At 33.4% G+C, this 13,590-nt stretch carries 15 protein-coding genes; 5 read left to right on the forward strand and 10 right to left on the reverse strand.

All coding sequences use genetic code 11. The features are described 5' to 3' along the window. Positions 1-68 precede the first annotated feature (68 nt). Both rpsI and rplM read right to left on the reverse strand, forming a co-directional pair. Complete coding sequence (gene rpsI, locus ABNT22_RS03280) at positions 69-455, reverse strand: 30S ribosomal protein S9 (protein WP_348716522.1); 387 nt, start codon at positions 453-455, stop codon at positions 69-71. A gap of 2 nt (positions 456-457) precedes the next feature. Further along, positions 458-913, reverse strand: a complete 456-nt coding sequence (gene rplM, locus ABNT22_RS03285; protein WP_299108140.1) for a 50S ribosomal protein L13 — start codon at positions 911-913, stop codon at positions 458-460. 186 nt (positions 914-1,099) lie between these two features. Here rplM and ABNT22_RS03290 point away from each other — a divergent pair, with 186 nt between their 5' ends. Next, positions 1,100-3,709, forward strand: a complete 2,610-nt coding sequence (locus ABNT22_RS03290) for a DUF5916 domain-containing protein (protein WP_348716524.1) — start codon at positions 1,100-1,102, stop codon at positions 3,707-3,709. A gap of 78 nt (positions 3,710-3,787) precedes the next feature. Here the strand turns inward: ABNT22_RS03290 and ABNT22_RS03295 are convergent, their stop codons facing one another. After that, positions 3,788-4,636: a flagellar motor protein MotB gene (locus ABNT22_RS03295; RefSeq protein ID WP_348716525.1), complete on the reverse strand. Its 849-nt coding sequence runs from the start codon at positions 4,634-4,636 to the stop codon at positions 3,788-3,790. Positions 4,637-4,772: 136 nt separating this feature from the next. Between ABNT22_RS03295 and ABNT22_RS03300 the strand changes: the two genes are divergently transcribed. Together ABNT22_RS03300 and ABNT22_RS03305 are read left to right on the forward strand one after the other, a co-directional pair. Further along, entirely contained in the window at positions 4,773-5,741 is a 969-nt protein-coding gene (locus ABNT22_RS03300) for an FAD:protein FMN transferase (RefSeq protein WP_348716526.1), read from the forward strand. Between the two features lie 22 nt (positions 5,742-5,763). Then, entirely contained in the window at positions 5,764-6,207 is a 444-nt protein-coding gene (locus tag ABNT22_RS03305; RefSeq protein ID WP_348716527.1) for a hypothetical protein, read from the forward strand. Positions 6,208-6,211: 4 nt separating this feature from the next. Here the strand turns inward: ABNT22_RS03305 and ABNT22_RS03310 are convergent, their stop codons facing one another. The 7 genes from ABNT22_RS03310 to ABNT22_RS03340 form a co-directional block, all read right to left on the reverse strand. Then, positions 6,212-6,979: a class I SAM-dependent methyltransferase gene (locus ABNT22_RS03310; protein WP_348716529.1), complete on the reverse strand. Its 768-nt coding sequence runs from the start codon at positions 6,977-6,979 to the stop codon at positions 6,212-6,214. Between the two features lies 1 nt (position 6,980). Next, the gene (map, locus tag ABNT22_RS03315; protein ID WP_348716531.1) at positions 6,981-7,799 is read right to left on the reverse strand and encodes a type I methionyl aminopeptidase; all 819 of its coding nucleotides are present in this window, start codon (positions 7,797-7,799) and stop codon (positions 6,981-6,983) included. Between the two features lie 29 nt (positions 7,800-7,828). Then, positions 7,829-8,359, reverse strand: coding sequence for a thioredoxin family protein (locus tag ABNT22_RS03320; RefSeq protein WP_348716532.1), 531 nt, complete (start codon positions 8,357-8,359; stop codon positions 7,829-7,831). A gap of 10 nt (positions 8,360-8,369) precedes the next feature. Continuing rightward, a complete protein-coding gene (gene gpmI / locus ABNT22_RS03325) occupies positions 8,370-9,887 on the reverse strand; it encodes a 2,3-bisphosphoglycerate-independent phosphoglycerate mutase (RefSeq protein ID WP_348716534.1) in 1,518 nt (505 codons plus the stop codon). Positions 9,888-9,934: 47 nt separating this feature from the next. Beyond that, the gene (locus tag ABNT22_RS03330; RefSeq protein ID WP_348716536.1) at positions 9,935-10,198 is read right to left on the reverse strand and encodes a hypothetical protein; all 264 of its coding nucleotides are present in this window, start codon (positions 10,196-10,198) and stop codon (positions 9,935-9,937) included. Positions 10,199-10,319: 121 nt separating this feature from the next. Continuing rightward, a complete protein-coding gene (locus ABNT22_RS03335) occupies positions 10,320-10,583 on the reverse strand; it encodes a hypothetical protein (protein ID WP_348716538.1) in 264 nt (87 codons plus the stop codon). Between the two features lie 5 nt (positions 10,584-10,588). Further along, positions 10,589-11,353 carry a M48 family metalloprotease gene (locus ABNT22_RS03340; RefSeq protein ID WP_348716540.1) on the reverse strand — a complete coding sequence of 255 codons (765 nt, stop codon included), beginning with the start codon at positions 11,351-11,353 and terminating at the stop codon, positions 10,589-10,591. Positions 11,354-11,475: 122 nt separating this feature from the next. On the opposite strand from ABNT22_RS03340, the gene ABNT22_RS03345 reads away from it, so the two are divergent. Next, a complete protein-coding gene (locus ABNT22_RS03345) occupies positions 11,476-13,230 on the forward strand; it encodes an aromatic amino acid hydroxylase (RefSeq protein ID WP_348716542.1) in 1,755 nt (584 codons plus the stop codon). Between the two features lies 1 nt (position 13,231). After that, on the forward strand, positions 13,232-13,540 hold the full coding sequence (locus tag ABNT22_RS03350) for a rhodanese-like domain-containing protein (protein ID WP_348716544.1): 309 nt from the start codon (positions 13,232-13,234) through the stop codon (positions 13,538-13,540). Positions 13,541-13,590 lie beyond the last annotated feature (50 nt).

The raw sequence follows: 13,590 nt of genomic DNA on the forward strand, positions 1-13,590 counted from the left end.
CTGAAATATTTAGATACTAAACTGTTAATAAATAATATAATCTTATAAATAACAGCTCTAATAAACGATTAACGCTTAGAGAACTGGAATTTCTTACGTGCTTTCTTCTGACCGAATTTCTTACGTTCAACCATTCTAGGGTCACGAGTTAATAATCCTTCTGGCTTTAATACAGTTCTGTTTTCTTCGTTGATTGCAACTAAAGCTCTAGTAATAGCTAAACGGATTGCTTCAGCTTGTCCAGTTACACCACCTCCATATACGTTAACTTTAATATCGAAAGCTTCTAAGTTTTCAGTTAACATTAATGGTTGCTTTACTTTATATTGTAAAGTAGCAGTTGTAAAATAGTTATTTAACTCTCTTTTGTTTACAGTAATGTTTCCACTTCCTTGAGAAACATAAACACGAGCAACAGCTGTTTTTCTTCTACCTATTTTGTGTACAGTTTCCATAATTATTTAAGATCGTTAAGGTTAATAGCTTTAGGTTTTTGAGCCTCTTGACCGTGCTCAGTTCCTGCGTAAACATATAAATTTCTGAATAACGCACTACCTAATTTGTTTTTTGGTAACATACCTTTTACTGCTTTTTCGATTAATCTCGTAGGATCTTTCTCGAACATTTCTGTAGCAGTAAGTGATCTTTGTCCTCCTGGGTAACCTGTGTGACGGATGTAAGATTTATCTGTCCACTTTTTACCAGTTAAATTGATTTTTTCAGCGTTGATTACTACAACGTTGTCTCCACAATCTACGTGAGGAGTGAAATTTGGCTTGTACTTACCTCTAATAAGTTTTGCAACTTTAGAAGCTAAACGACCCAAGTTTTGCCCGTCCGCATCAACAACAACCCACTCTTTGTTTACAGTGCTTTTGTTAGCTGATACTGTTTTGTAACTTAATGTGTTCATAATTACACGATTAGTTTTTGTCTTATTAATAATAAATTTTGTCCTTCAAAAAGGTGTGCAAATGTACAACTAATTATTTGATTAACAAATAGTAACTCTTCTTTATTTTTTTAGGGAATAATTAACATATTATTAAGAAATACAGCGTTTACCTTTGCTCGCATATACGACTCAATCCTTACCCTAATGAAACATCATATTTTATATGCATTGTCATTATTATTGTTTTTAAAATCATATGGTCAAGAAAGCAATTTAATTCCCAAGAAAATTTATACAACAAATAAGTTAAGTTCAGCTCCTATAATCGACGGTGTTTTAGATGATGAAAGTTGGAAAGCACTTGAATGGGGAGGTGATTTTGTGCAGAAAGCACCAACAGAAGGAGTTGCTCCTACCTATCAAACCAAGTTTAAAATAGGGTATGATGATAAATATTTATACATAGCAATTAGAGCTTTTGATGAAGAACCGGATAAAATCGAAAGAAGATTGTCGAGAAGAGATGGCTTTGCAGGAGATAGGGTGAATGTGTTAATTGATAGTTATCACGATAAAAGAACAGCATTTGTTTTCACAACAACAGCAGCTGGAGTAAAAGGAGAAGAAATTGTAACTAGAAATGGAAATAACTGGGACGCAAGTTGGAACCCGATTTGGTACACGGATGCAGTTATTGATGATAAAGGTTGGACCGCCGAAATGAAAATTCCATTTAGCCAACTGCGTTTTGGTAAGGCCAAAGAGCAAGTTTGGGGATTAAATATTATCAGACAATTCTTTAGAGAGCAAGAACGCTCTTTATGGCAACGTATACCAAACGATGTTGCTGGTTTTGTTTCTGAAGCAGGAGAACTTCATGGTTTGAAAAACTTAAAGTCTCAAAAACAATTGGAAATACAACCGTTTACTGTATTACAATATGATTCTTATGAAAAGGAAGGGAATAATCCATTTAGAGATGGAAGCGATTTTAAAGTGAATGGAGGACTAGATGCTAAAATCGGAATAACAAATGATTTGACCTTAGATTTAACAATCAATCCTGATTTTGGACAAGTAGAAGCAGACCCTGGAGCTATTGCTTTAGATGGGTTTCAAATTTTCTTTAATGAGCAAAGACCCTTTTTTGTAGAGAACAAAAATATTTTCGATTTTCGATTTGCAAACGGACCAGATAATCTTTTTTATAGTAGAAGAATTGGAAGAAGTCCGCAGCTAAGTCCAGATGCAAATTCTGGAGAGTATGTAGATGTTCCAGTAAATACTTCAATAATAGGGGCAGCTAAATTTTCGGGAAAAACAAGAGATGGATGGTCTATTGGTATTTTAGAAAGTGTCACCTCTAGCGAATATGCCGAGATTGATGCTAATGGAACGAGGCGAGAAGAAAAAGTAGAGCCTTTAACAAATTACTTTGTGGCTAGGGTTCAAAAAGATTTTAATGACAGAAACTCTTATATCGGAGGAATATTTACAGCAACGAATAGAGCTTTAGGTGATATTACCAGTTTAAGGAAAGCGGCCTATACAGGGGGAGCAGATTTTAGACATGAATGGGATGATAGAAATTATTTTATTCAAGGTGATTTTGTAGCCAGTCATGTTATCGGAAGTAAAGAAGCCATTGAAGCTACACAGAGATCATTAACTCACCTATTTCAAAGAGTAGATGCAAGTCATGTTGAAGTAGATCCTAATAGAACTTCATTAACAGGAACGGGGGGAAGAATATTTGGTGGAAAAAGAGGAGGAGGAAATTGGCGTTACTGGGGAGGTTTGAATTGGAGATCTCCAGAATTGGAGTTAAATGATATCGGTTTCTTAAGACAGGCTGACGAAATAAGACAGTTTGCTAATGTTCGTTATTTATGGCAAAACCCTACTAAGATTTACAGAGATGCAAATGTGAGAATGGGAGTATCTTCTGCGTTTGATTTTGAAGGGAATTATAATCGAATAGAATATACATTAAGAGGTAATATTAATTGGATTAATAATTGGTGGACTGAAGTAGAGTTTGGTCATAAGCCTAGAATTTTTATCAATACTTTTTTAAGAGGTGGACCACGTTGGCGATATTCTGAGGAGAATTTTGCAGTACTTTTCTTTGGTTCAGATAGGAGTAAAAAGGTGAGTTTTAGAGCAGGAGTAGTACAAAGCGCTACAAAACAAAATAATTTTGCTTTTAGACGTTATGTGTTAGGAATGAACTACCAACCATTTGATTCTTTTAATATGTCTTTGGAGACGACTTTTAATGAGAATCCGAACAAAACACAATATGTAACTCAATTAGAACATAATGGGGCTATGAAATATATATTGGGAAATATTGATCAAAAGACTTTAACTATGACGTTACGATTGAACTATAGTATCAATCCTAACTTGTCTGTTCAATTTTATGGTCAGCCATTTATATCTAGAGGTAGATATTCGGATTTTAACTTAGTAAGAAATTCTACAGCTGAGAATTTAAATGAGCGAGTAGATTGGTTTGAGCCAAATCAAATTAGTTTAGTAAATGATGTATATGAGGTAGATGAAAATACAGATGGGACAACAGATTATACTTTTGGAAAGCCTGATTTTTCATTTGTGCAATTCCGTTCTAATTTAGTCGTTCGTTGGGAGTATATTCCAGGTTCAGAGTTGTTCTTGGTTTGGTCGCAAGGGACCAGTGGTTCAGAAGATCCAAATAGATCATTGTTTGGAAGTTTAGATAATAGAATATTAAATCAACCTTTAGACAATACTTTTTTAATTAAAGCAACGTATAGATTTGTTAAGTAAATGATAAACTGAAAAGATTAAGCATAAAAAAACTCATCATTTTTTAATGATGAGTTTTTTTATAAGTTGTTTATGTGATTACTCTACTTTTTGATCTAATAAATCAAAGAATTGATTTAAACGAGGTAAAATAATAATCTTGGTTCTTCTGTTTTTAGATTTGTTTGCAGGAGAATCATTAGCTACTAAAGGCATAAAGCTACTTCTACCAGCTGCGATTAATCTTTGTGGAGCAACGTTGTATTTGTTTTGTAATTCACGTACAATTGCAGTTGAACGCTTTACACTTAAATCCCAGTTATCTTTCAAACTAGAATTTCCAGCTATTGGAGTATCATCAGTGTGTCCTTCAATCATAACGTCCATTTCTGGTTGACCATTTACAACAGTAGCAACTTTTTCTAATACTTTAGAAGCTTTGTCCGTTATTGTATAGCTACCGCTCTTAAATAATAATTTGTCAGAAATAGAAATGAAAACAACCGTTTTTTCAACATTTACTTCGATGTCTTCATCATCAATACCTGCTTGTAATTCTTTCTTTAAATGGAAAGCAACTACTAAGTTTAATGAATCTTTTTTAGAAGCTGCTGCTCTAATCTTATTGATATACTTGTCTTTTTTGCTTAACTGCGTAAGAGTTTCTTTAATGTTATCGTTAGCACCTTTAGTCAATACAGTTAAGTTTTCAACTTGCTGTAAGGTGTTTTCCTTGTCTTTCTTTAATTCTTGTACTCTTGATTCTAAAGAAACAGCTTGATCTTGATACTTTTCCTTTTCAACTAAACACTTTGTAAGATTTGCTTTTACAGCTAATAATTCTTCTTTCGTTTGATCGTGTTTTGCTTTTAAAGCATCAAGTTCTTTCGTAGAAGCACAAGAAGCCATTAAAGCAACTGCTGATAATAATAAAAATATTTTTCTCATTTTAAATCTAAAATTTTAGATGCGTTATTAAATCTAATAAGAAACAAATTTATAAAAATGAAGACATAAAAAAGACTGTTAACAATCTTTTATGATATATTCAATAAAGTTATTTTTGTGATAAAATTAATTTTAAATGAAAAACATAGTATATGTACTAGCATTGCTAGTAATATTTTCTTGTAAAAAAGAAACGACAATTAAAGAAGTAAAATTGCAGGGAGGTGTTTTTGGAACGGTATATCACATTACATATCTAGGTGGTGATAATTATCAAAATTCAATAGACAGTTTGTTTCAGGCTGTGAATCAATCGTTATCTACTTATATTCCAACTTCAGATATTTCTATGATTAATGAAGGGTATGCTTTTGTAGTGGTTGATGATATGTTTGAAGAAGTTTTTCAAAAATCGAAACGAATTTTTAAAGAAACCAATGGTTATTTTGATCCTACCGTATGCGAATTAGTAAATGCTTGGGGTTTTGGATATAAAAAAGAGAAGAAAGATTTAGATTCGTTGCAAGTGAAAGAATTAATGAAGCTGGTTGGGTTTGACAAAGTTGAACTAAAAAATAGAAAGGTGGTAAAACAATCTTCTAAAATGTGTTTGGATTTTAATTCTATAGCAAAAGGATATGGAATTGATGTGATTGGACGTTTTTTAGAAAGTAAAAATGTTGCGAATTATTTAGTAGAAATAGGAGGGGAGATAAGAGCAAGAGGGAAAAACAAGCGAGGTAAATTATGGACAGTTGCTATTGATGATCCCAATACTGATGGAACTCGAAGTGTTTCTAGACTTGTGAAGTTAGATAATGCGTCTATGGCGGGTTCGGGAAATTATAGAAAATATCGAATGACGAAAGATGGAAGAAAAGTGGTGCATACCATTAATCCTAAAACAGGTTTTGCTACAGAAAGTAATTTGTTAAGTGCTACTGTATATGGAAAGGTTGATTGTGCAGATGTAGATGCTTATGCGACCTCTTTTATGGCAATGGGACTAGAAAAATCAAAAGTCTTTTTAGAAAAGCACCCTGAGATTAAAGCAGTGCTTTTATATGCGAATGAGAAAGGTGAGATTATAGAGTTTAAAAATTAGAAAGTAACTTTAAATTGTTGTTATGAAAAAAGTTTTTTTATTTATGATATTGCTTTCATTTTTCTCTTGTAAAGAGGAATGTACCGAAAGAGAAATTGTTTTTAAGTTGAATAAATTGTCTAATACAATTTATCTAGAAGAGGTTGATGGTTTACGAGAGTATTTTAAGAATAAGTCTTTGGAGCAGCCAAAAATGTATGGGGAGTTTTATCAAAGAATGGTGGTAATTGAGAAGGTAATTGGAGAGGTTGCGAATCTTAAAAGTGTTGAAGATAAAAGAGAACATATGGAAGGGCTGAGAAAAGAGATGAATGATTTAATTGAAGATCGAGATTTGAAACTTCTTTATCATGATGCGAATTCAGAAGATGTAGAGTTGTTTAATTCTTTGCTTGAGAATGATTTGAATAGGATGTTGTATTATCTTTATAAAGAGGCCTATGCGAATTCGAAAGCAGTTTTTTAGAGAACTATTTATAACAAACGGGTAAAATTTCACCTTTCATTAAGGCATATCGTTCTAGTAGTTCTGGAGCGATTTTTTTTGTGTAATCTATTTCATCAACTTGAAATCCAATAGAGCGTAATTTGTCAAAATAATCACGGCCATATACACGCACATGATCATATTGTCCGAATATCTCGGCACGTTCTTTTGGGTCGGTAATAGAATCGTCTTCAAAAGTGGTTTCTCTAGATAAATCTTGTGGGATTTGAAATATTCCCATGCCTCCTTTTTTTAACACGCGATACAATTCTTGCATGGCTTTTGTGTCATCTGGAATATGTTCTAAAACATGATTGCAAAAAATGATATCATAAGAATTGTCTTCAAACGGTAAATCGCATATGTCTGCTTTAACATCGGCAATAGGTGATTCTAAATCTGAAGTAGTGTAATAAATGTTTTTTAGTTTTTTAAAACGATCTAAAAAACATTGTTCTGGAGCAATATGTAATACTTTTCGCTGCGCATTGGAAGTAAAGAAATCAGTTTCATCCTTTAAAAACAACCAAAGTAAACGGTGTCTTTCTAAAGATAAAGTAGACGGAGATAATGCATTTTCTCGTTGTGCACCATATCCATAGGGTAAAAATTTACGGAACGATTTTTCATCAATAGGATCCGTAAATTTATCACCTTTTAACCACCAAGCTACCAAAGGGCGCACCCAATAACTCGCTTTGATTAAAATGGGTCTTGGAATAGTATTTAATACTGCCTTAAATAAAGACATCTTATAAGACTAAAGGTTGCTGTCTAAACTCGTTTTCCTCATCGCTCTCAATGCCTAAAGCTTCATAGATGTACTGGAAAGTAGATAATAGTTCTGGTTTGCCATCTACAATAGCTACATCATGTTCGAAATGAGCAGAAGGTTTATTATCTAAAGTAGTAATCGTCCACCCATCACTATGTTGACGGATTTTATGGGTTCCCATGTTAATCATAGGTTCGATTGCTACAACCATTCCTTCAACAAATTTCTTACCACGACCTCTTTTACCATAATTAGGCATTTCTGGATCTTCGTGCATCGTTCTTCCTAATCCATGACCTACCAATTCACGTACTACTCCATAACCATGTTTTTCACAATAATTTTGAATAGCAAATCCAACATCTCCTACACGATTCCCAACTTTTAATTGACGAATACCTTCGTATAAACTTTCTTTAGTTACTTGTAAAAGTTTTTGTGTTTCAGGAGCAATTTCACCAACAGCAAAAGTATATGCATGATCACCGTAAAACCCATTTTTAATAGCTCCGCAGTCAATAGAGATAATATCTCCTTCTTGTAATGGAGCCTTGTTTGGAATACCATGTACAACTTGAGTGTTTGGACTCATGCAAAGTGTATTCGGAAAATCATATAAACCTAAAAAACCAGGGATAGCTCCTTGTTCTCTAATAAACTCTTCAGCAAGCTTGTCGAGATATAAAGTAGAAACTCCAGGTTTTACTTCTTTAGCAAGCATTCCTAAAGTTTTAGATACTACCAAGGCACTTTCGCGCATTAGTTCGATTTCTTCTCTGGATTTTTGTATTATCATGGTGAAAATTTTGAAGCGCAAATTTACGTTTATTTTTGATATGGATGTTTGTATTCTTGACCAGATACGATTTTTAAAAAATCTTTTTCCACAGTACTGTCGTCAACAGCATGTTCAACAAAGCGACCTATTTCTTTTCCATCTTTGTAAAAGATAAAAGTAGGTACACGAATAATGTTTAAGTTTTCCTCTAAACCATTGGCTTTTTTTTGACGATTAACTCCAACTAACTCCATGTTTTTGTAGTTAAATTCTGCTTCATCTAAGATTTTATAAAGATTAGGAATCTCTCTTTGGCTATCTCCACACCAAGTTCCCATAAAGCCTTTGATCTTTACATCTTTTAGAAGAGGTTTGAGTTTTTCAACAACATCTTTATCTGTTTCATAATAGTTGTAAAAATCGTTGAACCATTCGCTACCATAAGGTTCTTGTTGAAAGCTGGTTTTATTAACAAAGCCAACTAGGTTTCCGTCGGTGTCTTTTACAGCCATTGTTTTTTTAGGTGCAGCACAAGCAACTATTAAGGTAACGGCAAATAATAATATGTTTTTTTTCATTGAAAATTTTTTAAACAAGTGAATGTCTTGTCATTTCTTTTGGTTGCTCCACACCCATTAAATTTAAAATTGTTGGAGCGATGTCACCCAAGATACCATTTTTAATTGATTTTAAATCTTTATCAATTAAAATCATAGGAACAGGATTTGTCGTATGTGCCGTATGAGGTGACCCATCAGGGTTAATCATTGTTTCACAATTTCCATGATCTGCAATTAGAATGGTAGTGTAGTCATTTTCTAATGCGGTTGTAACCACATCATTTACACAATTATCTACAGCTTCACATGCTTTTACAGCGGCTTCAAAAACACCTGTATGTCCTACCATATCTCCGTTAGCAAAGTTTAAACAAACAAAATTAACGTCTCCAGCTTTTAATTCAGGAACAATCGCATCTCTAATTTCAAAAGCACTCATTTCTGGTTTTAAATCGTAGGTAGCTACTTTTGGAGAAGGGCATAACAAACGTTTTTCTCCATTAAACTCTTTTTCTCTACCGCCAGAAAAGAAGAAAGTAACATGTGGGTACTTTTCAGTTTCAGCAATTCTTATTTGAGTTTTTCCAGCTGATTCTAATACTTCTCCTAAAGTGTTTTCTATATTCTTATTGTCATAAACAACATTGATATTGTTAAATGTATCATCGTAGTTCGTTAACGTTACAAAGTACAATGGTAGTTTTTTCATGTTGAAATCACCAAAGTCCTTTTGACTTAAAACTTCTGTTAATTGGCGTCCTCTATCAGTTCTAAAATTGAAGAAAATGACAACGTCATCATTTTTAATAGTTGCTTTTGGTTGATTGTTTTCATTAACCATAACTATTGGCTTGATAAACTCGTCTGTTACTCCATTATGGTAACTTTGTTCAATACTTTTATCTGCATTTGTACTGTAGGATCCTTTTCCATGAACTAAAGCGTCGTAAGCTAATTGAACACGTTCCCAACGTTTGTCTCTATCCATTGCATAATAACGACCCGTGATTGACGCTAATTCACCGGTAGTTTCTTGCATGTGTTCTTGAATGTCGTTGATAAAGTATTTTCCTGATTTAGGGTCACAATCACGACCATCAGTAAAGGCGTGTAAAAACACATTTTTTAATCCATAATCATCTGCCGCTCCTAAAAGGCCTTTCAAATGATTAATGTGAGAATGAATTCCACCATTGGAAACTAGTCCTAAAAAATGAACATTTTTATTATTTGCTTTAGCATACTCAAAGGCATTCAACAATTCTTGTTCTTGAGCTAAAGCTCCGTCTTTAACAGCATTGTTGATTTTTGCTAAATTTTGATATACAATTCTACCCGCACCCAGGTTCATATGTCCTACTTCTGAGTTTCCCATTTGACCTTCTGGTAAGCCTACATGTTCACCATCAGTACGCAATTCAGCATGAGGAAACTTGTCATAAAGAGAATTAATAAAAGGTGTTTTAGCATTGTATATAGCAGATACTTTTGGGTCTTGAGTAATTCCCCAACCATCTAGTATCATTAAAATAACTTTCTTGTTCATTTGTCGTGTTTTGAAGCACAAAAGTAAGAAAGATTTTTAGTGAGTACTTAAAAAATAACGAAACCGATTACGTAGATTAAAATAATAGCGACCAAAACAAATGACAATGCATTTTTAAGGAAAGAAATTTGCTGTTCTTTTCGAGTTTGTTTGCGAATTCTTTCTAAATCTAGTTTACTCGATTTTTTATCAAAATAGAGTTTACTGTTGTCTTCTTTTTGAAATCGTTCTAATTTTTCAAAAGATGTTTTTCGAGTTCTTTTATTGTGTTTTAAACTCGCAATCATAGCGGATGCACCTCCAAATCCCATAGCAAATAATTTAAAGTTACACCTATAAGTAGCTAAATATTTGAAAATGTTACAAATGTATAATGGAAATCGTCATTAAACAGATTGGAATGACGATTTAGATATACAACTTCTAGTGTATTTAATACTTGTAAAAACCTATAAAATAGGTAATGATTGCTAGGGCAATTATGAAGAATAGAACGAATCTTGTAAATCTTTTTCTATTCTCTTTTAGTACTTTTTCTCTAATGATTGCTAATTCTTTTTGTGTAATCTGCTTCTTTTCGATTTTACCAGAAGAACCTTTTAAATTCCCTATTTTGTCAAAAGAACTTATAGGTTTTCTTCTTAAGTTTTTAACCGTTTTATGCATTTCAGATGCTGGTCCAAAACCTCCTAACATAGCTTTTATTTTCTGTGTTTTCGAATTGCTTCTTTGATTTTTTCGATTCTATTTTCAGGGTCCGGATGTGTGCTTTGAAATTCTGGAACTCTGTTCGGACCTGCAGCAGCTTTTAATATTTCCATAACGCCAATTAAACTTTCAGGGTTATAACCAGCATCAATCATTAATTTAACCCCTAGTTCATCACTTTCTAGTTCGTCACCTCTACCGTTTTTTAATAAGGTTTGCTGTCCAATACTATTGGCAAGTTGACCTAAATCTGCACCTACAGAAGCACCCATAGTTAAAAGTTTCCAGAAGTTTGCGTCGGTAATACGTTCATTTGAGTGTTTCCCTAATACATGTCCAATTTCATGTCCTAATACGCCCGCAAGCTGATCTTCATTTTTTAACTTAGAAAATAGTGCATAGGTGATAAAAATTTGTCCCCCAGGTAATGCAAATGCATTGATTGCTCTATCATCTCTTAATAAATGAAATTCATATTGATATCCTGATTGTTTTGCAACAGTGTTATTGACCAATTTTGCTCCTACCTTATCTACTAGTGCTTGAGCATTATCATTCGGGAATAAACCTCCATGTTGTTGTGCCATCCTTGGGGCTTGCTGAAGGCCAATTGCTATTTCTTGCTGAGGAGATAAACTAATGGCTTGCTTTTTTCCGGTATAAGGATTGATTTCTTGTTGGCTACATTTTCTTAGATATGCAAAAGCAACAATCGCGATACCAATTAGTAATCTGATTCTAAAACTACCTCTTCTCATTATTTTAAAATTTTTTGATTTTTTGTTGTTACTGTAAAGTTACAAAATAAAGAGATTTAACAACAAGCTGTTTTTTGTGTTCTTTAAAAGATGTAAATTTACCGAGCAAACAACAACACTATATGAAGACTCATTTTGAATTGAATGAAGTAACCAAAAAGTTACCAAAGCACCTACATAAGTTTATTGTAAAACAGCCTTATGATGAATATACTGCTCAAAATCAAGCAGTATGGCGTTATGTGATGCGAATGAATGTAGACTATTTAAGTAAAGTGGCACATGAGTCTTATGTAGATGGATTGGAGAAAACAGGAATTTCAGTAGAGAGCATTCCTCATATGGAAGGGATGAATCGAATTTTAAAAGAAATCGGTTGGGCTGCAGTGTCAGTTGATGGATTTATACCACCAAATGCATTTATGGAATTTCAGGCATACAATGTTTTGGTGATCGCTTCTGATATGCGAACCATTGATCATATAGAATACACACCAGCTCCTGATATTATTCATGAGGCTGCCGGACATGCTCCAATTATAGCAAATCCAGAATATGCTGAGTATCTGCGCAGATTTGGAGAAATTGGAAGCAAAGCTATTTCTTCGGCTAAAGACTATGAAATGTATGAAGCCATTCGTTTATTGTCTATTTTAAAAGAGAATCCAAATTCAACAAAAAAGGAAATTAATGAAGCTCAAGAGAAAGTTGAGTGGTTGCAGAACAATATGGGAGAGCTTTCAGAAATGGCTCAAATTCGTAATCTGCATTGGTGGACCGTTGAATATGGGTTGATAGGAAGTGTTAATGATCCAAAAATTTATGGGGCAGGGTTACTATCTTCTATTGGAGAGAGTAAATGGTGTATGAAAGATGAGGTGAAAAAAATCCCATACACACTGGATGCAGCAAATGTAAGTTTTGATATTACGAAACCACAGCCACAGTTATTTGTGACTCCAAATTTTGCTCATTTGAGTTTGGTGTTAGAGCAGTATGCAAATACTATGGGTATAAGAACAGGAGGTTTAAAAGGAGTTGAAAAATTGATCGATTCTAAAAATTTAGGAACTATTGAACTGAGCACAGGAATACAAGTGTCTGGAATATTTACCAATGTGATTGCCGATGAAAGAAATCGACCAATTTATGTTCAAACAACAGGGCCCACTGCATTAGCAAATAGAGATAAGGAACTAATAGGACATGGAATCAATTATCATGCAGAAGGTTTTGGAAGTCCAATAGGAAAGTTAAAAGGAATTAATATTCCAATCGAAAATATGAGTCCGAGAGATTTGGAAGCTTACGGAATTTATGAAGGGCATGAAGTAACATTAGAGTTTGAAGGAGGCGTTAAGGTAGAAGGAGAAGTGATTACTGGTACAAGAGATTTAAGAGGAAGAATTCAATTGGTTTCTTTTAAAAATTGTACGGTAACACATGGAGATAAAGTGTTATTTCACCCAGATTGGGGAATTTATGATATGGCGGTTGGAAAAGAGATAAAAGCAGCCTTTTCTGGACCAGCAGATATAAATTCTTTTGAAGATATTGGGAAAGTATCAGAAACAAAAACACATAAAATTGTGTATTCTGCTAAGGAGAAAGAATTGTACAATTTATATTTGGAGGTGAGAACGATGAGGGAACAAGGGAATATTTCTGAAGAGAAGGTTGTAGCAACATTTATACGCGTAAGCCAAGAGTTTTCAAAAGATTGGTTATTGCCATTAGAGTTGTTGGAAATAGCCATAGAAAAGGATTTTTCAATTAAAGAAAAGATAAAAACGTATTTAGAAAACTTGAAAGGTAACTCAAGTTACACGAACTTAATAGAAAACGGTTTACATTTGTTGCCTCAACATTCAATGTAAAATGGGATTATTTAATTTATTTAGAAGAAAAGATATGAGTAACGAAATACAAACGTATTTAGAAAAAGGAGCAATAATATTAGATGTACGTACTTTACCTGAATGGAATGACGGACATACAGAAGGAGCAAAACACATTGTGTTAAATACAATTCCTGAGAATATTGAAGAAATAAAATCATGGGATAAGCCAGTTATTGCTGTTTGTAAAAGTGGAGGAAGAAGTGGTCAGGCTGCGGATTTTTTAGCACAGCATGGAGTAGATATTATCAATGGAGGTCCTTGGCAAAATGTTGATCAATACATGTAACAAGCAATAAATTGATTTTAAATTATAAAGAAAGTCTTATATTTCATTCT

The organism is Tenacibaculum sp. 190130A14a, from assembly GCF_964048965.1.
GTDB lineage: Bacteria > Bacteroidota > Bacteroidia > Flavobacteriales > Flavobacteriaceae > Polaribacter > Polaribacter polynesiense.